At 66.3% G+C, this 25052-nt stretch carries 19 protein-coding genes; 6 read left to right on the top strand and 13 right to left on the bottom strand.

The window, feature by feature from the left end:
* Window positions 1-172: 172 nt before the first annotated feature.
* Entirely contained in the window at window positions 173-3814 is a 3642-nt protein-coding gene (locus H0A72_RS03060) for an AAA family ATPase (RefSeq protein ID WP_180153603.1), read from the top strand.
* 65 nt (window positions 3815-3879) lie between these two features.
* Here H0A72_RS03060 and H0A72_RS03055 read toward each other — a convergent pair whose 3' ends face one another.
* From H0A72_RS03055 to H0A72_RS03010, 10 genes are all read right to left on the bottom strand, one after another.
* Entirely contained in the window at window positions 3880-4530 is a 651-nt protein-coding gene (locus tag H0A72_RS03055; protein ID WP_180153602.1) for a chemotaxis protein CheD, read from the bottom strand.
* A complete protein-coding gene (locus H0A72_RS03050) occupies window positions 4520-5602 on the bottom strand; it encodes a protein-glutamate methylesterase/protein-glutamine glutaminase (protein WP_180154015.1) in 1083 nt (360 codons plus the stop codon). The genes H0A72_RS03055 and H0A72_RS03050 overlap by 11 nt, the downstream gene beginning before the upstream one ends.
* A gap of 5 nt (window positions 5603-5607) precedes the next feature.
* Complete coding sequence (locus H0A72_RS03045) at window positions 5608-6441, bottom strand: CheR family methyltransferase (protein WP_180153601.1); 834 nt, start codon at window positions 6439-6441, stop codon at window positions 5608-5610.
* The gene (locus tag H0A72_RS03040; protein WP_180153600.1) at window positions 6438-6992 is read right to left on the bottom strand and encodes a chemotaxis protein CheW; all 555 of its coding nucleotides are present in this window, start codon (window positions 6990-6992) and stop codon (window positions 6438-6440) included. Before H0A72_RS03040 ends, H0A72_RS03045 begins: the two co-directional genes overlap by 4 nt.
* 30 nt (window positions 6993-7022) lie before the next feature.
* Window positions 7023-8930 (bottom strand): methyl-accepting chemotaxis protein, encoded by a 1908-nt coding sequence (locus tag H0A72_RS03035; protein ID WP_180153599.1) that lies wholly within the window; start codon window positions 8928-8930, stop codon window positions 7023-7025.
* Between the two features lie 9 nt (window positions 8931-8939).
* Window positions 8940-11162 carry a chemotaxis protein CheA gene (locus tag H0A72_RS03030; RefSeq protein ID WP_180153598.1) on the bottom strand — a complete coding sequence of 741 codons (2223 nt, stop codon included), beginning with the start codon at window positions 11160-11162 and terminating at the stop codon, window positions 8940-8942.
* Window positions 11163-11237: 75 nt separating this feature from the next.
* Complete coding sequence (locus H0A72_RS03025; protein ID WP_180153597.1) at window positions 11238-11570, bottom strand: STAS domain-containing protein; 333 nt, start codon at window positions 11568-11570, stop codon at window positions 11238-11240.
* A 26-nt stretch (window positions 11571-11596) separates the two neighbouring features.
* On the bottom strand, window positions 11597-12904 hold the full coding sequence (locus tag H0A72_RS03020) for a methyl-accepting chemotaxis protein (RefSeq protein WP_180153596.1): 1308 nt from the start codon (window positions 12902-12904) through the stop codon (window positions 11597-11599).
* A 32-nt stretch (window positions 12905-12936) separates the two neighbouring features.
* Window positions 12937-13302 (bottom strand): response regulator, encoded by a 366-nt coding sequence (locus tag H0A72_RS03015; protein ID WP_180153595.1) that lies wholly within the window; start codon window positions 13300-13302, stop codon window positions 12937-12939.
* A 269-nt stretch (window positions 13303-13571) separates the two neighbouring features.
* Window positions 13572-13862 carry a hypothetical protein gene (locus H0A72_RS03010; RefSeq protein WP_180153594.1) on the bottom strand — a complete coding sequence of 97 codons (291 nt, stop codon included), beginning with the start codon at window positions 13860-13862 and terminating at the stop codon, window positions 13572-13574.
* 698 nt (window positions 13863-14560) lie between these two features.
* On the opposite strand from H0A72_RS03010, the gene H0A72_RS03005 reads away from it, so the two are divergent.
* Entirely contained in the window at window positions 14561-14935 is a 375-nt protein-coding gene (locus H0A72_RS03005) for a tautomerase family protein (protein WP_180153593.1), read from the top strand.
* A gap of 31 nt (window positions 14936-14966) precedes the next feature.
* Here H0A72_RS03005 and norR read toward each other — a convergent pair whose 3' ends face one another.
* Window positions 14967-16529, bottom strand: coding sequence for a nitric oxide reductase transcriptional regulator NorR (gene norR / locus H0A72_RS03000; protein WP_180153592.1), 1563 nt, complete (start codon window positions 16527-16529; stop codon window positions 14967-14969).
* A gap of 156 nt (window positions 16530-16685) precedes the next feature.
* On the opposite strand from norR, the gene H0A72_RS02995 reads away from it, so the two are divergent.
* A complete protein-coding gene (locus H0A72_RS02995; RefSeq protein ID WP_180153591.1) occupies window positions 16686-17207 on the top strand; it encodes a hemerythrin domain-containing protein in 522 nt (173 codons plus the stop codon).
* Window positions 17200-19479 (top strand): nitric-oxide reductase large subunit, encoded by a 2280-nt coding sequence (locus H0A72_RS02990; RefSeq protein WP_180153590.1) that lies wholly within the window; start codon window positions 17200-17202, stop codon window positions 19477-19479. Before H0A72_RS02995 ends, H0A72_RS02990 begins: the two co-directional genes overlap by 8 nt.
* Window positions 19480-19551: 72 nt before the next feature.
* Here H0A72_RS02990 and H0A72_RS02985 read toward each other — a convergent pair whose 3' ends face one another.
* Together H0A72_RS02985 and cadR are read right to left on the bottom strand one after the other, a co-directional pair.
* Entirely contained in the window at window positions 19552-20814 is a 1263-nt protein-coding gene (locus H0A72_RS02985; protein WP_180153589.1) for an alpha/beta hydrolase family protein, read from the bottom strand.
* A gap of 30 nt (window positions 20815-20844) precedes the next feature.
* On the bottom strand, window positions 20845-21276 hold the full coding sequence (gene cadR, locus H0A72_RS02980; protein WP_180153588.1) for a Cd(II)/Pb(II)-responsive transcriptional regulator: 432 nt from the start codon (window positions 21274-21276) through the stop codon (window positions 20845-20847).
* Between the two features lie 84 nt (window positions 21277-21360).
* Between cadR and H0A72_RS02975 the strand changes: the two genes are divergently transcribed.
* Window positions 21361-23313 carry a heavy metal translocating P-type ATPase gene (locus H0A72_RS02975; RefSeq protein WP_180153587.1) on the top strand — a complete coding sequence of 651 codons (1953 nt, stop codon included), beginning with the start codon at window positions 21361-21363 and terminating at the stop codon, window positions 23311-23313.
* A 75-nt stretch (window positions 23314-23388) separates the two neighbouring features.
* Complete coding sequence (locus tag H0A72_RS02970; RefSeq protein ID WP_180153586.1) at window positions 23389-25044, top strand: SulP family inorganic anion transporter; 1656 nt, start codon at window positions 23389-23391, stop codon at window positions 25042-25044.
* Window positions 25045-25052: the final 8 nt, after the last annotated feature.

The following is a 25052-nucleotide window of genomic DNA, read 5'->3' as shown; positions in this document are numbered from 1 at the left end:
CTCGGATCAGGGATGGGGGCTTTCGTCGATGTTGCGCACATGCCGGCAACTCGCCGTTTGCTTGTTTGCGTTGTCGGGGCTTGCGTAATAAGCTCTCAAACCAATACAAAGTTTTACAGACAGGATGATTTGAGCAATCCACCGTGAACTGGCCGTGAACTGCAATCCTCGTGTGAACGCGTCTCCCGCGCCGCCCCGCCTGTCCATCCGCCTGCTGGGGGAATGGGAATTCATGCTGGACGGCGCGCCCCTGAAGGGAAGGCTCTACGGCAAAGCCGTGGCGCTGGCGGCCTATTTATCCATCGAACAGGATCGCAGCCATGCGCGGGAACACCTGGCATCCCTGTTATGGCCCAACCTGACCGCCGAATCGGCACGCGGCAATCTCCGGCAGGCGCTGCGCCGCTTGCGTGATGCTTTGGGCCCGTCGGCGTCGGAGTTTCTGGCGGTTACCCGCGACACGCTGCGTTTCCATGCTGCGCATCCCGATTGCCGTGTCGACGTGGCTGTCCTGACCGAGCCCTTCCCGGGTTGCGGCCATGGCCCGGGCCCCGATTCGTCCGCTGTTTGTGCGCAATGCCTGGGCGGGCTCGAATCACGGCTTGCCGTCTATCGGGGGGAGTTCCTGTCCGGGCTCGCCTTGAGCGACGCGCCCGAGTTCGAGCTGTGGCTGGACGCGCGCCGCCAGAGCCTGCGAGGGCGTGCCTTCCTGCTGGCTGAGAGGCTGTGCAGTGCTTGCGAAGCAGCCGGGAAGCCTGATCTGGCGCTGGCCTACGCCCAACGCTGCATGGAATTGGAACCTTGGAACGAGGCCGCGCATCGCCGGCACATGCGCCTGCTGGCGGACCAGAGGCAGTACGCCACGGCGCAGGTCCATTACGACGCCTATCGCGCCGGCCTTGCGCAGGACTTCAGTTCCGATCCCGCCGCCAGCACGCACGCCCTGTTCGAGGCCATCCACAAAAGCGGCCTGGCGGCCGGGCGCCCGGGCGCGTCCGCTGCGCAAGAAAGCCCGCCGCCCGCAAAAGCCGAGCGCCGCCAAGTGACCATTCTGTGCTGCCACCTCGATCTGCCACCCGGCGTACAAGGCGACTGCACGGAACAATTGGCCGAGGCCCGTTCGGTCTGCACCGTGGTGCTGCGCCGTCATGCCGGCCATATCGCCCAAGGCCATGACGGCTATCTTTACGCCTACCTGGGGTATCCCACCGCGCAGGAACAGGCGGGCAGGCAGGCGGTGCTGGCGGCCCTCGAATTGTCATCGCTCTTCGGCCCGCCGTACCGCTTTCGCGCGGGCATCCATACCGGCGTCATCGTCACCGGCTTCGATCCTTTCATCCCCGACATCATCGGCAGCGCCTCGGGCACGGCCTGGCGGCTTTGCCGGCGCCTGCGCAAAAGCGGCATCGTCGTCAGCGATGCCACGGCTCATTTGTTGCATGGCCGGTTCCCGCTGCGTGCGCTGGAACGCTTGGATGCCGGGAGGAAGGCGGGAACCGCGTCCGCCGAACCTCCCGCCCATCTGTTGCTTGCGCGAGAAGACGGCGATGCCAGCCCCCGTGCCGCCGCGCCTGCCGCCCCCGTGCTGATCGGCAGGCGGGCCGAACTGCAGCGACTGAAAAAACTCTGGCGCCTGGCGTCCCGCGGGGAGCCGCAATTCCTGGTGCTGCGCGGCGAAGCGGGCATCGGCAAGACCCGGCTGGCCGGCGCCTTGCGCGACGAGGCCGCCCGCCGTCCCGCCGGAGTCCGGCATCTGCACTGTTACCCCGAACATCGCCATACGCCGCTTTATCCGGTGATTGCCCTGTTCGAATCCATACTGGGGCTGTCGGCGGACGACACGCCCGCCGCGCAGCGCCGCAAGCTCCAGGATTACCTGCGCCGTCAGCATCCCGCCGTGGCCGACGCCGCCGAACCCGTTCTCATGCTGCTGCTGTCCATCGCGCCGGCCGACGCGCCCGTGCCTTCGCCCCAGCAACGCAAGCAGCAGACCCTGGACATGATGCTGTTGCTGCTTGACAGCATTGCGTCCACCCGGCCTCTGCTGCTGATCATCGAAGACGGCCAGTGGCTGGATGTCACCACCCGGGACCTGCTGGAACGGCTGCTGCATCGCAAGCGCCCCGCCGCGCTGCTGACCCTGATCACGGCACGGCCCGATTTCGATCCGGCCTGGCTGAAGGCCGAAGCCGTGCTGGAGCTGCAGCCCTTGCGGGATGCCGAGATCGCCCGGCTGGCGCGAGCCACCGTCGGCTCCCTGTCTTCCCGGGCCATTGATTCCATCGTCCGGCGCGCCGACGGCATCCCCTTCTATGCGGAACAGATGGCGCGCATATCGTCCGGCGCGCCCGACGAGGGCGGCGGCATTCCCGCCATCTTGCGCGACCTGTTGCTGACCCGCCTCGATTCCGTGCCGCAAGCCCGGCGCATTCTTCAATTGGCCGCCACGATAGGCCGAAGGTTCGAGCAAAGCCTGCTGGAGCGCATCAGCGCTTTGCAGGCTCCCGCCCTTGAGCCTGTTTTGCGCCGCCTGGTCGATGCCCACCTGATTTCCGCCGTCGCCGCGCCGGATGCCGCCTTCCAGTTCCGTCATGCCCTCATCCAGGAAGCGGCGTATGACTCGCAGATCCAGGCCGATCGCCGCGAAGCCCATCGCCGCGTCGCCGACGCATTGAGCCGGCGCCATCCGCAACGGGCTGCCCAGCAGCCGGCGGAAATCGCCCATCATTACACCCGCGCCGGCGATCCCGCCGCGGCGATTCGGTGGTGGCTGAGCGCGGGGCGGCAGGCGCTGCGCGTTTCCGCCACCGCGGAAGCGGACAAGCATCTGCGGGAAGGCCTGAACCTGCTCGATCAGTTGCCGCGCGGCGAGGAACGGGACTCGCAAGAGGCGGCGCTGCTTCTTTCACTGGGCCAAGCCGTTCAGCTCGGCCGAGGCTATGGTTCGCAGGACGCGGCCCGCATCTATGACCGCGCCTTCGAGCTCAGCCATGAGCGGCTGCCCCTGAAGCAGCGCTTCGAGATCCTGTGGGGCTTGTGGACGGTATCCAGTTCGCGGCCCGGCTACGGTTTTCCGCGGGCGCGCGAGCTGGCGCGGGAGCTACTGGAATTGGCGACGCACGGCGCCGACAGGGAACTGCTGGCCAAGGCGCATACCGCCAACGCCAACGTCGCGCTGTGGCTCGACCGGCCCGATGAGGCATGCCGCCATGCGCGGGCGGGCGCGGAGGCGGGCGACCGCCTGCAAAACACGATGGGAGGACTGGACCCCGCCGTCGCCTGCCTGGCCTATCAGTCATGGGCGCATTGGAAACAGCATCGGACTTCTGACGCGCTTGCCGCCAGCCGCCGTTCGCTGGCGCGGGCCCGGTCGCTGGACGACCCCGACAGCCTGTGCGCCGCGCTCGGCTTTGCCGCGATGCTCGAACGCTTTCTGGGCAATATCCAGGCCGTGGCCGACCACACACGCGAACTCCAGTCCGTTGCCGACCTCTATCAGCTGGCAACGTGGCAGGGCCTTGGCCGCATGCTCCAGGCCTGGATGCGGGTCAGGCAGGGCGACGAAGGCGGCATTGCCGTTCTGCAAGCCTGTGCGCAAGGCATACAGCAGATCATGCCCAGCGTTGCCGCCATCTTCCTGCACGCCTTGGCGGAAGCCTATGGGTTTCTTCACCGCTACGACGAACAATCGCAGGCCATCGCCGACGGCCTGCAAGCCGCCGCAAAAGTGGATGAACGTTTCTTCGGGTCGTTGCTGGAACGCATGCGACGCGTCTGCCCGGCTGTTCGTGAAGCGAGGCGGCTCATGGAGTGATGGAGAAAAAACCCGCCTGTTCCATGAGCAGGAGAATCTGTCGCACGCCCTGCGCATAGCCGGCATCAGAACAGTTCGATCTTCTTTTCCCGCGCCGTCGGCGCCGCCCCGCGCTTCAGCAATTCTTTTTCGTAGGCGTTTTCCGCGTTCGCCATCGAAATCGCCTCGGGCTGGTGAACGGCGCCGCGGCGGCAGAAGGCATCGCCCGTGAGCGGGTCCAGCACCACTTTGCGCGACCAGGAGCCGCCCATGTCGTCGGCCAGCAGCGGGATGCCCTCGCGCTGCAGCCACTGGCGTGCGAATTCCGCATTGCGCGTGCCGATGGCCATGTGGATCGCATTCACCACATTGCCGCCGCCAAAGGCCTTGGCCACCAGGCGATCTTCGGACGCGCCGCGCGCGAACATGGCGTTGCGCAACACCTCCATCGCATAGTCGCCGTGCAGCACGGTGTCGTCATCGTTGACATGGCGCCGGCTGCCGCCGGGCAACAGAAAGTGGTTCATGCCCGCCAGCCGCAATTTCGGATCGTACAGGCAGACCGCCACGCACGAGCCCAGCAGAGTGGCGATCGGGCGCTCGTCCTCCACCGCCCAGCCCCCCGGGTTGATCATGCGCGCCACGCGCTCCAGGTTGCGCCCCGCTGCGCCGTCGGCGGACACGCCCCTGGAGGCGTGCGCACCGGCGCGGCCGAGCAGTTGCGGGTCAGCGGCCATAGGCGATGATCTCCTGGGCGATGCGGTCCAGCGGCAGCACCTTGCCGACGCCGCCCATGTCGATGGCCGCTTTCGGCATGCCGAATACCACGCAGGTGGACTCGTCTTCGGCGATGGTCTGCGCATGGGCGTCGTGCATTTCCTTCATGCCGCGCGCGCCATCGTCGCCCATGCCGGTCATGATGATCCCCAAGGCATTGCGCCCCGCCACTTGGGCCACGGAACGGAACAGCACGTCCACCGACGGCTTGTGCCGGTTCACCATCGGGCCGTCCCGGACCTGCACGAAGTATTGCGCGCCGCTGCGTTGCAGCAGCATGTGGCGCCCGCCCTGGGCGATCAGCACCCGGCCCGGCAGCACGCGGTCGCCGTCCTGCGCCTCGCGCACTTCCATGGCGCACAAGCCATCGAGGCGCTGGGCGAACAGCGAGGTGAACTTTTCCGGCATGTGCTGCACCACGACGATGCCGGTGCTGGTGCGCGGCAATTGCGTCAGCACCGCTTCCAGCGCCTGCGTGCCGCCGGTGGAGGTGCCGATGGCCACGACTTTTTCGGTGGTGTCGTGCAGGGCGCCGACGTTGCCGGCGATGGCGCGGTTCGGGCGCGCGGCCGGCGCCGTATCGGCCGCCGGCTCGGTGCGCGGACGGGGCGCGGTGCGTACGCGGGCCATGTTGGCGCGTGCGGCGGCGCGCACGGCGCTGACGAGGTCGTCGCCCGCGTCCTGCAGGAACTGTTTGACCCCCAGCTTGGGCTTGGTGATGATGGCCAGCGCTCCCGCCGCCAGCGCCTCCATCGTGGTGGCCGCGCCTTCCTCGGTGAGCGAGGAGCAGACCACGGTGGGCGTGGGCCGTTCGGCCATGATTTTCTTCAGGAAGGCGATGCCGTCCATGCGCGGCATCTCGATGTCGGTGACGATCACGTCGGGCCACTGCAGGCGCATTTTCTCCAGCGCCGCCACCGGGTCGGGGCAGACGGCGATGACCTCGATGTCGCTCTCGCGCGCCAGCGTTTCGCGATTCACCTGGCGCACGACGGCGGAATCGTCCACCACGATGACTTTGATCCTGGCCATCGCGCTCATGTCCTCGCCTGGGCCGGCGGCAGGCGATAGATGGTGGGGCGCACGAGTTTCACGGAATCATTGATGCCGTTGAGGCTCTCGGAATGGCCCACGATCAGGTAGCCGCCGGGATGCAGTTTTTGCACGATGCGCGCCACGACTTCGCGCTTGGTGTGGTTGTCGAAGTAGATCATCACGTTGCGCAGGAACACGACATGGAAGCGCCCGATGTCGGGCAGCGGAGCGTTGAGATTGATCTGCATGAAGCGCGTGTGGCGGCGCAGCTCCGGGGCGATCAGGAAGCTGCCTTCCTGGCTGCGAACGCCCTTGAGGCAGTACTTGTGCAGGTATTCGGCGGGCAGGCCCCGCGTGCGTTCCAGCCAGTAGTGGCCCCGCGCGGCGGTGGCCAGCACCTGGGTGCTGATGTCCGAGCCCAGGATGTTCCAGGCGCCTTGCACGCCCAGGCAGTCGGCCAGCACCATGGCCAGGGTATAGATTTCCTCGCCCGTCGAGGCGGCGGCGCTCCAGATTTCCAGGGGCTGCTGCGGCGGATGCTGGGGCACGATGGTATTGCGCAGATAATCGAAATGCGCCTGCTCGCGGAAAAAATAAGTCTCGTTGGTGGTCAGCAAGTCCACCATGGCCTGGCGCTCTTGCGCATTGCCCGCGCCGGCGCCGGTCACCAGATCGAGGTACCGGCTGAAGCTGTCGAGCTGCAGCGCGCGCAGGCGCTTGCCCAGGCGGCCCACCAGCAGCACCTTCTTGGAATCCGCCAGGCTGATGCCGGCGATCTCGTGGATCAGGCGTTGAAAGCGCGCGAATTCCGCGTCGGTGATGCCGAGTTCCTTCATGCGCCGTGCGGGGCCTCGTGCTTGCCCTGGCCGATCTGCGTCAGCACCGTCATCTCGTCGACCGACAGCACGCGCTGGATGTTCAGGATGATGACGAACTTGCCCGCCACCTTGCCCATGCCGGCGATGAAGTCGGCGCGGATGTGCGCGCCGAAGGAGGGGGCGGGCTCGATGTCGGCGCCGGGGATCTCCAGTACCTCGGAGACCGCATCGACCATGATGCCGATGTCGAGTTTTTCATCGTCCTGCTGCACCTCCACGATGACGATGCAGGTGCGCCGCTGCACGGCGGAAATCCTGCCGCTGAAGCGCGCTCCCAGGTCGATGACCGGCACCACGGCGCCGCGCAGGTTGATGACGCCCCGGATGAAATTGGGCATCATGGGGATCTCGGTCAAATTGCCATACTCTATGATTTCCTTCACGTTCAGGATGCCGACGGCAAACATCTCGCTGCCGACGCTGAAGGTGAGGTACTGGCGGGTGTCGCCGCCCTGACCGGGCTGGACGGCGGCACCCGTGCCGCGGGGCGACGGGTTGGGCTGGGGCATGCAGGCTTCCTCGGGCTGGTTTCCAGTTGGTCAGTAACGCTCGAAGTCCTGTTCGTCCACGGCCGGCAGCGGTTGCGCCTTGCCATGGGCCGCCGCGCGCGCGGGGGCGGCCGGCACGGCGTGCACGGGTTTGTGCGCCATGGCGGCATCGCCGGCCCGGCCGGCGGCATCGACCTTGAAGAAGCTCATCAGGTCCTGCAGCTGTTCGGCCTGTCCGCCCATTTCCTCGGCGGTCGCCGCCAGCTCTTCCGAAGCCGATGCGTTCTGCTGCGTGGCCTTGTTGAGCTGGCCCATGGCGCCATTGATCTGGCCCACGCCCTGGCTCTGTTCCTGGCTGGAGGCGGCGATCTCCTGCACCAGGTCGGACGTCTTGCGTATGGCCGGCACGATTTCATTGAGCAGCTGTCCCGCCTGCTCGGCCAGCTTGACGGACCCGGAAGCCACCTGGCCGATTTCCTGCGCCGCCACCTGGCTGCGTTCGGCGAGCTTGCGCACCTCGGCCGCCACCACGGCAAAGCCCTTGCCGTGCTCGCCGGCGCGCGCGGCCTCGATGGCGGCATTGAGCGCCAGCAGATTGGTCTGGTAGGCGATGTCGTCGATGATGCCGATCTTGTCGGCGATCTGTTTCATGGCTTCGACGGTTTCCTTCACCGCATTGCCGCCTTCTTCGGCCTGGCGCGCCGTCGAGGTGGCCATGCCGTCGGTCACCTTGGCATTTTCGGAGTTCTGATCGATGCTGGCCGTCATCTGTTCGATGGAAGCCGTGGTTTCTTCCACCGAGGCGGCTTGCTGCGACGAGGACTGGCTCAATGACTGCGCAGTGGCCGAGACCTGGCCGGCGGCGTTGTTGAGCGCATCGGCGGCGATGTTGATCTGGCCGATGGTGTCGGCCAGCTTGGCGATGGTGTTGTTGATGGCCTGCTTGAGCGCATCGAAGTCGCCGGTGTAATGGGCGGTGATGGTCTGGGTCATGTCGCCCTGTTCCATGGCCGCCATCACGCGGCGCACATCGTTGATCGGGCCGACGACGTTGTCCAGCATCTCGTTGACGCCTTCGACGATCTTCCGGTATTCCCCCTGGTACCTGGAGGCATCGGCACGGGTGGTCAAGTTACCGTCGATGGCGGCCTTGGCCAGGTGGGCGGCTTCGGCGCTCATGTTCTTGACGGAGGTCACGGCCTGGTCCAGCGCCGCCAGCACCTGGCCGACTTCGTCGCGCCGCGAGGTGTCGATCTTGATGCTGAAGTCGCCGGCGGCGATCCCGTCGGCGATCTTCACGGCCTCGCCCACCGGGCGGGTGATGCTGCGGGTGATGAGCCAGCCCATCAACAGCGCCAGCATCGCCGCCACGCCGGTCAGGGTCAGCAGCAGGGTCTGCGAGCTGGCCACGGTGGCTTCAGAGGTCAGGCCCGCCTCATTCATCAGTTCGGTCTGGAAGTGCACCAGGCCGTCGACCGCCTGGAAGTAAGCCGTCTGGGCCGTGCGCAGGTCGCCGGCGATCAGGGCGCTGAACTGCTCGGCCGGCGCGTGCTGCCGGATCAGCTCCAGCGCCCGGTCCTGCTGCGCCCGGTAGGCCGTGCGCGCGGCCTGAATGGCCTGGAGCCGTTTCTTGCCGGCTTCGGTATGGATCGAGGCTTCGAGCTCCGCCAGTGTGCTGTCGATGATCTTGCGCTGGGCCTCGATCTCTTCGTATGCTTCTTGTCTCCTCGCCTCGTCTGGATAGATGTAGGCATTGCGCAGCTGCCGGGCGATGGCGTTGACGGCGTCGACGACATTGTTGGCCTGGCCCACCTTGGGGAACTTGTCGTGCGCCATGTCGTTTACTTCGGCGCCAAGGGCCGCCAGGCGGGTATAGCCGATGCCGGCGATGGCCACCATCAGCACCAGGGTCACGGCGAAACCTATACCCAGGCGGATGCCGATCTTGATATTGTTCATGGGAATTTCCTACTCCGAGGCATGAAAGGGTTGAGTCGGGTCGGTTGTGGGGGGGGATGAAAGGTAAGCGGAGGAGAAGTCGCTCTCCTCGCGCTGGACTGCCAGTTGGATCAGGGCCTGCACATCGAGGATCAGGGCCACTTCGCCCGAACCGAGAATGGTGGAGCCGCCGATGCCGCGCAAATGGCGGAAGAGCTGGCCCAGAGGCTTGATGACGGTCTGGAACTCGCCGTGCAGCTGATCGACGACGATGCCGGCCTTGGTGCCGCCCGCCGTGACCACCACGACATTCTCGCGCGCCGGCGGCTCGCCGCTGATTTCAAAGAAGTCGCGCAGCCGGATGAAGGGCAGCACCTCGCCGCGCAGGTTCAGCATGTGGCCGCGCGTGGCGTCGGTCTTGAGCTCCAGGCATTCGACCACGGAGTCCAGCGGGATGACGTGGGAGGCCTGGCCCACCGTCGTGAGAAAGCCCTCGATGATGGCCAGCGTCAGCGGCAGCCGGATGGTGAAGCGCGAGCCCTGGCCGGGCCGGGTATGGACTTCGACACTGCCGCGCAGCGCCTGGATGTTGCGCTTGACCACGTCCATGCCCACGCCGCGGCCCGACAGGTTGCTGACCGATTCGGCGGTGGAGAAGCCGGCTTCGAAGATCAGGTTGACGATCTCCTGGTCCGTCAGGTTGTGGCCGGACTGGATCAGCCCGCGCTCGATGGCCTTGGACTGCACGCGCCCGATGTCGATGCCGCCGCCGTCGTCGATCACCTCGATGATGATGTTGCCCGAATCGTGAAAGGCATTGAGTTCCAGGCGTCCGCGCGCGGGCTTGCCCGCGGCCAGGCGCACGTCGGCGGGCTCGATGCCATGGTCCATGGCGTTGCGCACCAGGTGCATCAGCGGATCACCGATCTTTTCCACCACCGACTTGTCCAGTTCGGTCTCGGCGCCGTTGATGACCAGCTCGATGTCCTTGCCGATCTCGCGCGCGGTGTCGCGCACCACCCGGTTGAAGCGGTTGAAGGTCTCGCCGATCTGCACCATGCGCAGTTGCAAGGCCGAATCGCGGATGTCCTCGACCAGGCGCGAGAGCACCGAGTTGGCCTCCACCAGATGGCTCTGACCGCTCTTGCGCGCCAGCAGGCTGGCCGAGGCGCCGGCGATCACCAGTTCGCCCACCAGGTCGATGAGCTGGTCGAGCTTGTCGGCCTGCACGCGGATCAGGCGCGCCTCGGCGCTGCGCTTGTCGCGCACCTGCTGCTGCCGGGCGGCGGCGGCCTCGACGATTTCCGGCTGCACCGTTTTCTGCTGCACCAGGATGCTGCCCAGGGGCGGGGGCGGCGCCACGGCGCAAGCGTCCGCCGCATCCGGGGCGGGAGGCGGGGATTGCGCCTGTTGCCGGCGCAGCCCGGCCTCGAGTTCCTCGCGCGTCAGCGCGCCGGCACGCACCAGGATCTCGCCCAGGCGCATCGGCTCCTCGGGCAGGCGTTCGATCAGCTGCAGATAGTCGGCCACCGCGCTGTCGGGGGGCAGGATGTAGAGCTCGCAGTCGTCGCGGCAAAAGGCGAAGACATCCTCGATCGCCTGCTTGCCGGCGTGCGAGTGCAGCCGGACCTCGAAGCCCAGGTAGCAGGCCTCGGCGTCGAAATCGGCCGCTTGCGGCATGGCATCGCACAGCGTCTCGAGGTGGACGATCTCGCCCAGCTGCTGCAGATAGCGCAGGAAGTTCAGCGGGTCCATGCCCATCTTCAGCACATCGTGGCCGAAGCGGATGGAGATGTGCCAGCAGTCGGCAAGGGGGGCGGCGGCGTCCGGGTGAGCCGCGCCGGCGGTCGCCGTGCCGGCCTCGGCTGTTCCGCCGAAGGCTCGCAGCGCCTCGGCCAGGCCTCGACCCACCTCGGCCAGCGCCGGGTCTTCGTCGGTGCTGCCTTGCTCCACTGCGTCCAGCAGGACGCGGATATGGTCGCAGCCCCGCAGAAGCACGGTGATCATCTCGCTGCCCACGCCGATCTCGCCGTTGCGCAGGCGGTCGAGCAGGCTCTCCAGCACGTGGGTGAAGCGCTCGATGTGGTGCAGCTCCACGACGCCGGAGGCGCCCTTGATGGTGTGCGCGGCGCGAAAGATAGCGTTGAGCAGGTCGGCGTCGCCGTCGCCCTGCTCCATGCGCAGCAGGCCGTCTTCCATGGCCGTGAGCTGCTCACGGGCTTCCTGGATGAAGACACTGAATATTTCTTCCATGAACTGTTCCTGGTGTGGCGATGCAATGGAGACGATGAGGCGGATGGCCCGAGACGGTTGGATCCCGACGGATCCCTAGTCCCGGGCGTCCGGCGGCAGGGTCTCGCCGAAGAAGTCGCCCAGACGGCAGAAGCCCACGACTTCCCGCAGCGCCGCACTGGCGGCGACGATGCGCAACGGGCGCTGCAGGCGCCGGCTTTCGCGCCGTGCCAGCAGCAGCAGTTGCAGCCCGGCCGTGTCGATCTCGGACACCTGGTCCAGATCGAGCTCCAGCCCGCCATCGCCGGCCTGCTCCAGCGCGGCTTGCAGCCGGGTCTTGAGCACACCGGCGTCGTAGATGGTCAGTTGCCCGTCGAACACCAGGCGCTGAGCGCGCAGGGAAGGGGATGGCACGGCGGCTGTGGTCATGCGTGGCTCCTGTAATGTGGCAGGTGTCAGAACAGCTCGATCTTGGGTTCGTCGCCGCCCGAAGGGGCGGCGGGGCGGGCGGGCGCAGAGCTTGCGACGGCTGCGGGTGCCGGCGCGGCGCCGGATCGCGCCGTGCCGGCCGTGCCCATGGCGCTATGGTGGTCACTGCGCTGGGCCTGCATGACGTAGCCGCTGTAGATGTCCTGCAGATGCTCGGCCAGCGGGCGCAGCTCTTCGTCCGGCGTGTCGATGGACAGCAGGCGCTTGCTCAGCAGGAGGGCGTGGTCGTCCAGGCGTTTCAGCGCGGCGACGACGTGCTCGATCTGCTGCCGGGTCACGTCCTGGAACTGTATGCAGGCCAGCGTATCCATGAACATGGCCGTCAGTTCCAGGCTGGACTGGCGGATTTGCTCTATCGCCTCGGCGCCGTGGCGGATCAGGTCGCGGTGGTCGCGCCCCAGCTGCTGGAGCTGGGTCGAAAACTGCTGCAGCGCCTTGTGCTCGAGCTCGATGCTGCTGTGCGAGAAATTGTCCTCATACTGCTTCTCGATGGAAGAAACCACGCCTTGGATGCCGTCGTTGATCTGGTTGACGGCATGGTCGGTGGCCTGCGAGAGCTTGCGCACTTCGCCCGCCACCACGGCAAAGCCGCGCCCGGCGGCGCCCACCCGCGCCGCCTCGATGGCGGCGTTGAGCGCGAGCAGGTTGGTCTGGAAGGCGATGTTGCGGATCAGGCTCACCAGCCCGGTCAGAGAGCGCGCCTGCTGGGCGAACTGCTCGGTGCGCAGGCGGTCGGCTTCGGCTTGGTCGATGCGCTGGCTGATGTACCGATTGAGCTGGTCGATCAGCTCCTGGTTCCGGGCGGCGCGTTCCTCGGACGAGGCCATCATATCGGTGGAGATATGGACGTTGGAATCCACAAGCTGGTTGAGCTTGTCGATCACCCGGTCGATGTCGTTCATCCGGGTGATGATGTCGAACGAGGCTTTTTCCGTTCCCTGCACCACGGTGTCCAGCTGCTTGCGCACCACTTCGTTGAACTGGGGCACCTGCCGCAGTTCCTGGCTCACCTGCCGGCCAACGGCGGCACGGGTTTCCACCCCCAGGCGCCAGTTGCGATAAAAAATGATCGCCACGAGGCGCTGGGCAAAGAACGACACCACCGCGATCAGCATACCGCCCAGGGCGTCGCCCGCGGGGGAGCCCAGGCCGAGCCAGGGCAGGAATTCATGTTCGAAAACATCGTTGCCGAGATAAATCGTGATCCACACGCCGGCACTGACCACGGCCAGTACCAGCAGCAGCCTGCGCTTCTCTTTTGCAGAGTCGTCCATCGCCCCGTCCCCCTGGTGCTTTCGACGGCGCGCTAGCGCATCACGAGCTTGATGGTGTTGAGCAGGTCTGTGGCCGTGACGGGCTTGACCAGCCAGCCCGAGGCGCCGGCCGCCTTGGCCTCGGCGCGCTTGGCCTGTTGCGATTCGGTGGTCTGGAACAGAATGGGCATGAAACGGTATTGCGGCAGCTTGCGCACTTCCTTGATGAACTCGATTCCGTTCATGCCCGGCATGTTCAGATCGGTGATCAGCAGATCGGTCTTGATGCCGGTGCCGAACCCCTTCAGCGCATCCTGGGCATTGGAGAATTTTTCTACCTGATAACCCGCTTTGGTCAGGATATTGGACACGGACAATAAAAGCGTGGCGGAATCGTCCACCAGTACGATGGTCTTCAAAGGCACTCTCTTTTTTTATAAAACGGCAACCCCGACAGAAACGACTACACCGTCATTACTATGAAGCCATGCCCGATTGAAACTAAATATTTATTTATGAAAATATATTCTATCTTATTACATTATTTTTACCAATAGAAACTCATGTTCCGCAGCGGGCGCCGTTCCGCATTTTGCACAATACGCCGTCGCCGGATTTTTTTTCCGGGTTTTGCCGGGGAGGGCCTGCGCGGGAACGGCCGGCGCCAAGGGCGCGGGTGGCCCTGCCGCTACCTGTCCAGGCGTACCTCGAACCACGCCTCCGTCTCGCCCACGTCGCGGAACCCGTCATTGCGGGCACGCGCGGCCGCCGCGATCCACCTTTTGGCGAGCGCAATGTCGTCGGCCGTCATTTCCGATTCCGCCGTCTCCTCGGCCGTCTGCCAGGCCCGGTATGCGGCGAGGACGGCATCGGGCCCGCCGAGGGCTCGTTCCAGCGTGCGGCGAAATCGCTGTTCGGCGTCCTGCCGGGTGCGCTCGGGCAGGTCATTCGGGGCGTCTTGGATGGTGATGGTGTACATGGTGGGCATAGGCTCCGTTTTTTTGAACTGTGGATTTATACAGTAAACGGGGCGGGGAGGGCAATATGGTCATCAGGCTTGGCCTGCCGTGGCTTCGGTTCCTCCATGCGCCAAAAGTGCTGGACATGCAGAACGCCGTGTCGAGTCGGCGTAACGCCGCGCCCGCGCGAATAAGCCGAATAAGCGCCTTGGCCCCTGACCCACAAGCGACTATGCTTGTCGTCAGATCGATGTACCGGGGCCTGCGAAGGTGTCTATCCGCCTCCTGGAAACAGGGTTCAGCCGTGCTGATGCTAAAGAGCACCTGCGAAACGAAGCGCCGTTCTTGCGGCGCTTCGCCTTTGTGGGCGCCTATGCAGCAGCTACCGATGAGGGTGCCCCGGATCGCGCAGCGGCTCTCCTCTGGATACCTTCGCCGCCATTACCTGAAAGCGAATCCTGCCTTTGCGCTCGTGCGGCACACCGGGCCCTGGCGAGCCTGGTGCGCGGACATAAGCGCTTTCCACCACCATGGCCGGTTTCGCCTCGGGTCAGGCCGGCGCGACATGAGCGGCAATCACATGTAATGGAAAATTCCGGTGGCGTTGTGGAAGGCCGTCTTTCGCACGGTGGCTGTGTTCCGGCCGCGGGCTTGTCGCAATCCATGCGCGCAGCGATAATCTTGGCTCGATTTCCCATTGACCTTCATGAGAACAGCCATGCCCTACGTCACCATCACCGCCACCGAAGGATATTCCGAAGAACAGAAGAAGCGGCTGCTCCAGGGCAGCAGCGACGCCGTGGTGGCAAGCATAGGCGCGCCGCTGTCCAGCGTGCGGGTGCTGCTGCATACGATACCCGCCGGCCATTATTTGAACGCGGGCGAGTTCAATACGCCGGGCCTGATGTTCGTGGTGGATTTCATCGAGGGCCGCAGCGACGCCCAGAAAGACGCCCTGATCGCGGCGCTCAGCAAAGTGGGCGCGGAAGCCGTCAATATGCCGGAAAGCGAGGTGCGGGTGCGCCTGGTGGATTTCCCGAAGTCGAACATGGGCATGGCGGGCGGCGTGAGCGCGCGCGCCATGGGCCGTTGACGCGGCCCCGTCGCCTTAGCGTCAACAGGCCCTAAGCGGCCTTCAGCCCCAGTTTGCGGGCCATTTTGTGCAGGTTGCTGGCGTCGATGTCCAGCAGCCTGGCGGCCTGCGCCCAATTGCCGCCGGCGGCGTCCAGCGCGCGCTGAATGCATGCCTTCTGGGTGCTTTCCACGGTCAGGCGCAAAGGCTGCACGCCGCCGCCTTTCCATTCCCCCGCCGCCGGCCCTTCGATGCCGTAGAAGGGTTCGGCCCCGTAGAGGTCTTGCGTGGCGGCCGGCTGGCCGGCGTCGACGTCCAGGAGTTCGGGCCCCAGCGTCAGGATCTGGTCGCGCGAGGCGCCGCGGGTAAGCATTTTCAGGGCGGCGCGGCTGATCACGTGTTCCAGCTCGCGCACGTTTCCGGGCCAGGAGTAGGCCAGCAGCGCGCGCTCGGCGGCATAGGAAAGCCGCAGGCCGCGCAGGCCCAGGCGCGCGCGGTTGAACTCCAGGAAATGGCCGGCAAGGATCAGGATGTCGCGGTCGCGGTCGCGCAAGGGCGGAATGTGCACGGGGTAGACCGACAGGCGATGGTAGAGGTCCGCCCGGAACGTGCCGGCCAGGGTGTTTTCTTTCAGCTGCCGATTGGTGGCGGCAATGATGCGCACGTCCGTCTTGATGATTTCATCGGTGCCCAGGCGCTGGATTTCGCCGTTCTGCAGGGTGCGCAGCAGCTTGGCCTGCACGCCCAGCGGCAGTTCGCCGACTTCGTCCAGGAACAGGGTGCCGCCCTGCGCGGCTTCGAAGCGCCCCGGGCGATCGGTGTTGGCGCCCGAGAACGCGCCCTTCACGTGGCCGAAGAGTTCGCTTTCGGCCAGGGATTCGGGCAGGGCGGCGCAGTTGACGTGGATCATGGGCTTGCGGCCGCGCCGCGACCTGCGGTGCACGCGCCGCGCGAAGAGTTCCTTGCCCACGCCGGTTTCCCCCAGCAGCAGCACGGGCAGGTCGGAATCGGCCACGACGTCGAGCTCGTGCAGCAATTGCGAGATGGCTTCGCTTTCGCCGATGATTTCATGCAGGTCGCCGAGCGGGCCGGACTCGCCCAGCCCGCTGCCCAGCTGCCGCAGGTTGCGGTTTTCCTTTTCGAGCGCGCTGACGCGTATGGCCGCTTCCAGCATGAGCCCGTAGCGCTTGAGTTCATTCTGCATGGCGGCGTCGAAGGTGCCGGTCTTGAGCGCGTCGAGGGTCAGGGCGCCCCAGGGCCGGCCTTCGATGTGCAGGCTGATGCCCAGGCAGTCGTGCACGGGCAGCGGCGAGCCTTTCTTGTCGTCCAGCAGGCCGTCGTAGGGGTCGGCCAGGACGCTGCCCGGCTCGAACCACGTGGGGTCGCGCCGCGACATGATGGTGGCGAAGCGCGGATGCTGGGCGACGACGAAACGCCTGCCCAGCGCTTCGTGGGCCAGCCCGGCGGCGGCCACCAGCCGCAGGGTGTCGCCGTCCAGGCAAAGCAGGCCCACGGCGTCGCACATGAAGCGCTGGCGCAACGTGTGTACCGCGCGTTGCAGGCGGACGGCATTGGGAAGGTCGGTGACGAGATCGGCGAGCAGCAATTGGTCCATGGTGGTGAATTATACCCTAAGGGTGAAATCTACCCTGTTGCCGCAGGGTGGATTTCACCCTGTTTGGGCGACGATCCCATGGAAAACCCCTAAAAAAAACTGGCATGCATCTTGCGTATAGGGAAGGCGACAAACCCACTGAAGGATGATGCCACGATGGACACGATTTTGCCGGAACGGACGAGCGACGCCGACTGGCGCGAGGCGTCCGCGGGCGAGCTGACCAGCTATATCGTGACGCGTTTTCATGAGCGTCACAGGGTGCAGCTGCCCGAACTGATACGCCTGGCGCGGCGCGTGGAGCACGTGCACGCGGGGCGCGAGCTGTGCCCCGCCGGGCTGGCCGACGTGCTGGAAGGGCTGCAGCAGGAGCTCGAAAGCCACATGCTGAAAGAAGAGCAGGTGCTGTTTCCCATGCTGGCCAACGGCATGGGCGCCCAGGCCCGCGGCCCCATCACCGTGATGCTGTTCGAGCACGACCAGCACAACAACGCGCTCGAAGCGATCGACCGCGTCACGCAGCAACTGACACTGCCCGCCGATGCCTGCAACACCTGGCAGGCTTTGTATGGACAACTGGATACGTTCCGCAAGGATCTGACGCGGCACATTGGTCTCGAGAACAATGTGCTGTTTTTAAAAGCCTCAAATGCTGGAGAAGGAGCCCAACATGGGTGAATACAAGAAGTTATGGTGGTTGCTGGGTGTCGTCCTGGCCATTACGTTTGGAATACTGGGATGGAGCGGCGTCGAAGTCTACAAGCAAGTGCCGCCGATTCCCGAAAAAGTGGTGACCGTCTCCGATAGGGTGCTGATGACCAAAGAGGACATCCTCGACGGCCAGACGGCCTGGCAAAGCACGGGCGGCATGCAAGTGGGCTCCATCTGGGGCCATGGTTCGTACCAGGCTCCCGACTGGACGTCGGACTGGCTGCACCGCGAATTGACGGCGTGGCTGGATCTGGGCGCGCAGCAGGAATACGGCGTGCCCTTCGCCCAGTTGAGCGAAGACCGGCAGGCCATTCTGCGGGCGCAGCTCAAGACCGAGTACCGCCGCAACACGCTCGACCCGAAGACCGGCGTGGTCACGGTCACGGATCGGCGCGCGCAGGCCATGGCCAACACCGCCGAATACTACAAGAAGCTGTATGGCGATGATCCGGAGCTGAAGAAGACCCGCTCCAACTTCGCCATGAAGGACGGCACGCTTCCCAGCGCGGAACGGCGCCAGGACCTGACCGACTTCTACTTCTGGACGGCCTGGGCGGCCGCGACGGAGCGGCCCAATTCGCATGTGACCTACACGAACAACTGGCCGCATGAACCGCTCATCGACAACAAGCCTTCGGCGTCCAACGTCATCTGGTCCATCGCCAGCGTGGTCGTGCTGCTTGCCGGCATCGCCTTCCTGGTCTGGGGCTGGGCGTTCCTGCACCGCGAGGAACCGGAACCCGTCGCGCCCAAGGCCGACCCCCTCAGCCTGGGCGCCCTGACGCCTTCCCAGCGCGCGCTGGGCAAGTACCTGTTCCTGGTCGTGGCCTTGTTCGTCTTCCAGGTCCTGCTGGGGGGGTTCACGGCGCACTATACGGTGGAAGGCCAGACCTTCTACGGCATAGACGTGTCGCAATGGTTCCCGTATTCGCTGACGCGCACCTGGCACCTGCAGACGGCGCTGTTCTGGATCGCCTCGGGCTTCCTCGCGGCGGGGCTGTTCCTCGCGCCCGTCATCAACGGCGGCAAGGACCCCAAATACCAGAAACTCGGCGTCGACGTGCTCTTCTGGGCGCTGGTCGTGCTGGTCGTCGGTTCCTACATCGGCAATTTCCTGGCGATCAAGCACATCATGCCCGAGTCGCTGAACTTCTGGCTCGGACACCAGGGCTATGAGTACCTGGAACTCGGCCGCGTCTGGCAGATCGTCAAATTCCTCGGACTGGCCTTCTGGCTGCTGCTGATGCTGCGCGGCATGCTGCCCGCGTTCAAGAAGGACGGCGACAAGAACCTGCTGGCGCTGCTCGCGGCGTCCACCATCGCCATCGGCCTGTTCTACGGCACCGGCCTGTTCTACGGCGAGCGCACCCACATCACCATCATGGAATACTGGCGCTGGTGGGTGGTCCACCTGTGGGTGGAAGGCTTCTTCGAAGTGTTCGCCACGACGGCCCTGGCATTCATCTTCTCCAGCATGGGCCTGGTCTCCAAGCGCGGCGCAACCATCGCCAGCCTGGCCTCGGCATCGCTGTTCATGCTCGGGGGCGTGCCCGGCACGCTGCACCACCTGTATTTCGCCGGCACCACGACGCCCGTCATGGCCATCGGCGCAAGCTTCAGCGCGCTCGAAGTCGTGCCCCTGATCGTGCTGGGCTATGAAGCCTGGGAAAACTGGCGCCTGAAGGCCCGCGCTCCGTGGATGGAAGCGGTGCGCTGGCCCTTGATGTGCTTCGTGGCCGTGGCCTTCTGGAACATGCTGGGCGCGGGCGTATTCGGGTTCATGGTCAATCCGCCGATCTCGCTCTACTACATCCAGGGCCTGAACACCACGCCGGTCCATGCCCACGCGGCGCTGTTCGGTGTGTACGGCTTCCTGGCCATCGGCTTCACCCTGCTGGTGCTGCGATACGTGGTCCCCGGCTTCCAGTTCAACGAGAAAGTCATGCGCACGGGGTTCTGGGGCCTGAACCTGGGCCTGGTGCTGATGATCGCCACCAGCCTGCTGCCCATCGGCATCATCCAGTTCCACGCCAGCGTGACGGAAGGCATGTGGTATGCACGCAGTGAAGAGTTCATGCAGCAGCCCATCCTGCAGACCCTGCGCTGGGTCCGCACCTTCGGCGACATGGTCTTCATCGTGGGCGCATTCGCCATCTTCTGGCAAGTCGTCCTGGGCCTGGCCCAGTCCCGCGGCCGCAAGACCGGCATCGCTTACGGCGCCACCGCAGCGGCGGAATAAGCCCAAGCGCTAGCCAAGCGGCAGTAGACGTAGAGCCGGACCTCGCAGGAGGTCCGGTTTTTTTTACGCCGGCTATTTGAAACGATCATCGAGCCAGTCGAACAGCACCGCGGCCGACAGAGGCAGGTTGGCGGTCTGGCAATGGGCGTCGGCGCCTTCGGCGTGGGAAAAAACGTGTTCGTCGACCGGGCCGGCGGCGTGGGCCTTGAAATATTCCGCCTGTTTCATGGGCTCGGCGCCTTCGGCGGCCCCGACCATGGACAGGCAGGGCGCGCGCAGGCGCGCCAGGTCGTCGCGGCATTGGAAGGCATCCAGCATGCGGACCCAATCCCGCAGCGAATTCGTGCCGAAGCGGAAGAAGGCGATCTTCAGCAGGGCGCGCAGGCTGTCCGGCAGTTCGGTGGACGGGACGCCGTCGAACCATTCCAGCAGCAGTTCGGGCGGGTCGTCGGCCATGCCGGCGGGAAAAAAGCCCAGCTGATAGGCTTTCAGGTCGACGATGGGCGAGTTGACGGCCAAGGCCTTGATGCGGGGTTCGTGGCAGGCCGCGCGGGTGGCGAAATAGCCGCCCAGGCTGATGCCGTAGGCGGCGATGCGGTCGGTGTCGACGTCGGGCCGGGCGCAAAGCCAGTCCATGACCGCCTTGATGGGAACTTCCCAGTCGGGGCGGAACTTCAGCTGCGGATGCAGCCGCGTCATGCCGGTTTGCCCCGGGCCGTCGATCAGCAGCACGTTGTAGTGGCGATCGAGCGCGGCCCGGCCCACCTGGAAGTACAGCTCTTCGCTGCTGCCGTCGAAGCCGGTGTTGACCAGCAGGGTCTTGCGCCGCCCCTGGGCGTTTCCTTCCGGGGTGAGGTAGTAGGCCGGTATCCACAGCCCTTCATAGGGAATCTGCACGACCTGGACTGGGATGTCGAGCAGGCTGGCGCCCAGTATGAAGGCCTCGCGCGAGGCGATGCCCCAGCGCCGGTGGTCGGGCTTGTAGGGATCGCAGAAATATTCCGCGGCGCGGTAGTACATGCTGGCGCGCAGCAGGTGCTCGCGCGCGCTGACGCGATGCCCCTGGGCCAGCGCGCGGCGGCCGTATTCCTCCACCTGCTGCGCAAGCCCGGAGAAAGAGGCGGTCCAGGCGCGGGCCGGGTCGGCCGCAGCGGGTTCAGGGCCGCGCATCCGCGCATCGATGTTCTCCCGCGCGACCATGATTTCCCCCAGGGTCCCGCCGCCGTAGCTGCAAACGCCCAGCCCGCGCAGCAGCTGGTATTCCATTTCGGGTTCGTCGAATCCGCTCAGCCGGGCGGCTCCGCGGTTGACGCCTTCTGTGCTTGGCTGGTTCATGGCGATTCCTTGTGCCGGTTCGTGGGACAGTCAGCCCAGGTGGGTCCTGGGCGTTTGTTTTTCTTCGGTCGGCATGGAGGCCAGGCCTTGGATGATGCCGCAATGGGCGACGGAGTCGGCGTGCTCGCAGCGCTGCCGCAGGCCGGCCAGCAGGGCGCGCAAGGCCCGCAGCTCGTTGAGCCGGATGTCGACGTGTTCGATGTGCTCGTCCAGCAGGCGGTTCACCGGGCCGCAGTCGCTGCCGGGCTGGTCCGCATAGCGAAGCAGCTGCCGGATCTCGTCGTGCGTCATGTCCAGGCTGCGGCAATTGCGGACGAAGCGCAGGCGCTCCAGGTGTTCGTCCTGATAGCTGCGGTAATTGCCCTCGGTGCGTTCGGGCGCGGGAAGCAGGCCTTCCCTTTCGTAGAAGCGTATGGTTTCCGTACCGCAGTTGGCCGCCTTGGCCAGTTCGCCGATTTTCATGGCTGTTGCTCCCGGGGTTGACCTTATAGTTACTTTAAGGTGTCTACTGTCGGCAGGCAAGCAACTTCGAGTTTACAGACACCCATGACTATCCGCCATCTCCATTCGCATGCGCCCGCCCACCAAGATGCCGTCCCCGCGCAGGCCGCGCCGTGCTGCGGGCACGATCACGCCGCGGCGGCGCGCAAGCGGGGCGGCTGGTGGCCGCTGGCGCTGGCCGGGGTCCTGGCCTTGCTGGCCGAGGCGCTGCACTGGCTGGGCGAGCCCTCGTGGATGCAGGCCCTGCCCGCCGGCCTGGCGGTGATCCTCGGCGGCGCCGGAACGTATAAAAAGGGCTGGATCGCGATTGCGCGCGGCAATCTGAACATCAACGCCCTCATGAGCATCGCGGTGACGGGCGCCTTCGCGCTGGGCCAATGGCCGGAAGCCGCCATGGTGATGGTCCTGTTCTCCATCGCCGAATACATCGAGGCCGCGTCCCTGGGCCGCGCGCGGCACGCCATCGAGCACTTGCTGAAGCTCGCGCCGGACACCGTCCGCGCCCAGGCGGCCGACGGCTCCTGGCACAGCGTGCCCGCGCGCGGCGTGGCCGTGGGAACGCGCCTGCGGGTCGCGCCGGGCGAGCGCATCGGCCTGGACGGCCGGGTCGAGGCCGGGTATTCGACGGTCGACCAGGCGCCCATCACCGGCGAGAGCATGCCGGTCGAGAAACGGGAAGGGGACCTGGTGTACGCCGGAACCGTCAACGGCATGGGCGAGCTGGAATATGTCGCGCTGGCGGCCTTCGACCACACCACGCTGGCGCGCATCGTCGACGCGGTGAGCAAGGCGCAGGGCGCCAAGGCGCACACGCAGCGCTTCATGGACCGTTTTGCGCGGGTCTACACGCCGGCGGTCTGCCTGCTTGCCCTGGCCGTGGCCGTCCTGCCTCCCGTTTTCCTGGGCGGGGGCTGGCAGGACTGGATATACCGCGCGCTCGTGCTGCTGGTGATCGCCTGCCCCTGCGCGCTGGTGATCTCCACACCCATCGCCATCGTCAGCGGGCTGACGGCCGCGGCGCGGCACGGCGTCCTGGTCAAAGGCGGCGTCTATCTCGAACAAGGGCGCAAGCTGGCCTGGGTCGCGCTGGACAAGACCGGCACGCTGACCCGGGGCGAGCCGCGCCTGACGGACGCCGTCGAGCTCCAGGCCGGCGGGCGGGCGCCGAGCCTGCGGATTGCCGCCGGCCTGGCGCGCAGGTCGGGCCATCCGGTCGCGCAGGCCATCGGCCGGGCCTGGGAGCACGAAGCGCCTGAGGTCCAGGCCGTCCAGGCCACGCCGGGCGGCGGCATCGAAGGGCGGATCGCCGGGCGCCTCTATCTGCTGGGCAGCCCGTCATGGGTCGGCGCGCGGGCCGGCGTGGCGCCCTCCGGCGAGGCGGCGGCGCGGCTGGACGCCCTGCAGGCGCAAGGCAAGAGCGTCAGCGTGCTGGCCGACGAGGGCGCGGTGCTCGCCGCGTTCGCCGTGGCCGACACCGTGCGCGACAGCAGCCGCCAGGCGGTCGCGGAACTGCACCGGCTGGGGGTGCGCACCGCCATGCTCACGGGCGACAACGCCGCCACCGCCGCCGGCATCGCCCGCGAGGTGGGCATCGACGCGGTGCACGCCGGCCTATTGCCGCAAGACAAGCTGGACGCCATCGTCCGCTATGGCGCCGAGGGCGTCACGGGCATGGTGGGCGACGGCATCAACGACGCGCCCGCCCTGGCCCGGGCGGATATCGGCTTCGCCATGGCCGCCATGGGCACGGACACCGCCATGGAAACCGCCGACGTCGCCTTGATGGACGACGATTTGCGCAAGCTGCCGCGCTTCATCGCGCTGTCGCGCGCGACCCATGCCGTCCTGGTGCAGAACATCGTGCTGGCGCTGGGCATCAAGGCGGTGTTCCTGGCCCTGACCGTGGCCGGGCTGGGCACGATGTGGATGGCGGTGTTCGCGGACGTGGGGGCCAGCCTGCTGGTGATCGGCAACAGCCTGCGACTGTTGCGCAAATAGAACCCGCCGGCCGCATGGGCGCACATGGGATTATAATCAGAGCCACATCGCATGTGGTTGGCTGAATGGGTAAGCATGTTCGTCCTTCTTGAAGCAAAACGCGCAGGCCTGCTGGGCCGCCGGCACTGGCTGCCCAACATCGTGGCCGGCCTCATCGTGGGCGTCGTCGCCCTGCCTCTGGCCATGGCCTTCGCCATCGCTTCCGGCGTCAAGCCCGAACAAGGCCTGTACACGGCCATCGTCGCCGGCATCGCGGTGTCGCTGTTCGGCGGCAGCCGGGTGCAGATCGCCGGGCCGACCGGCGCCTTCATCGTCATCCTGGCCGGCATCGTCGCCGACCACGGCGTCGAAGGGCTGCAGATCGCCACGCTGATGGCGGGCATCATCCTGCTGCTCTTCGGCATCGCGCGCATGGGCGCGGTCATCCGCTTCATTCCCGCCCCCGTCATCGTGGGCTTCACCGCGGGCATCGGGGTGATCATCTGGGTGGGCCAATGGAAGGATTTCTTCGGCCTGCCGGCGGTGCAGGGCAGGCATTTTCACGAAAAGCTCTGGCAACTGCTGCAAGTGCTGCCGCAGTTCGACTGGGCCACGACCGCGCTGGCGCTGGTGTCGCTGGCGCTGGTCCTGTTCACCTCGCGCGTGCCCAGGCTGGCGCGCGTGCCCGGGCCGCTGGTCGCCCTGGTGGTCGCCACGCTGATACAAGCCGCGTTCGGCTTCGAGTCCGTCGCCACCATAGGAAGCACCTTCGGTGAAATCCCGCGCGGCCTTCCGTCCTTCCAGTGGCCGCAAGTCACCATGACGCGCCTGGTCGAGCTCATCGGCCCCGCCTTCGCCATCGCCATGCTGGGCGCCATAGAATCCATGCTGTCGGCCGTGGTGGCCGACGGCATGGCGGGCACGCGCCACAACTCCAATCAAGAGCTCATCGGCCAGGGCATCGCCAACGTGCTGGCGCCGCTGTTCGGCGGGATCGCGGCCACGGGCGCCATTGCGCGCACGGCCACCAACATACGCAACGGCGGCAACAGCCCGATCGCGGGCGTGGTGCACGCCCTGACGCTGGTGCTCATCCTGCTCTTTCTCGCGCCGCTGGCGGCGAGCATCCCGCTGGCCACGCTGGCGGCCATCCTGTTCGTGGTCGCCTGGAACATGAGCGAACTGCGGCATGTGGTCAAAATGATCAAGCGCGCGCCCCGGGCCGACGTCTTCATTCTCCTGACCACCTTCTGCCTGACGGTGTTCGCCGACCTGGTGGTCGCGGTGAACATCGGCGTGGTGCTGGCCATGCTGCATTTCATGCGGCGCATGGCGGAAAGCGTGGTGGTCCGCCCCCAGGACGCCGGGTCGCTCAAGCGCGAACTGCAGCATGAAGGCCTGGAGGAATTGCCGTCGAACGTGCTGGTGTATTCGGTGGACGGCCCCTTCTTCTTCGCCGCGGCGGACGCCTTCCAGCGCGCGCTGGGCAACATCCACGGCGATCCGGAAATCCTCATCATCCGCCTGGGCCATGTGCCCTTCATCGACGCGACCGGCCTGCAGGCCATCGAGGCCGCGGTGTCGAGCCTGCAGCAGCGCGGCGTGCGCGTCATCGTGGCCGAGGCGAACCCCAAGGTGTACGGCAAGCTGCGCAAGATGGGCCTGACCGACAGGCTGGGCGACGACGTGGTGCCGACCCTCGCCCAGGCCCTGGCCCGCATCGGGATCGCGCGGCCGGCTTCGGGCGCCTAGGGCCGGTG

The organism is Parapusillimonas granuli, from assembly GCF_013416525.1.
Lineage (GTDB): Bacteria > Pseudomonadota > Gammaproteobacteria > Burkholderiales > Burkholderiaceae_B > Parapusillimonas > Parapusillimonas granuli.
The sequence above is the reverse complement of the archived record's forward strand: the minus strand, read 5'-3'. Positions and strand labels throughout refer to the sequence as shown.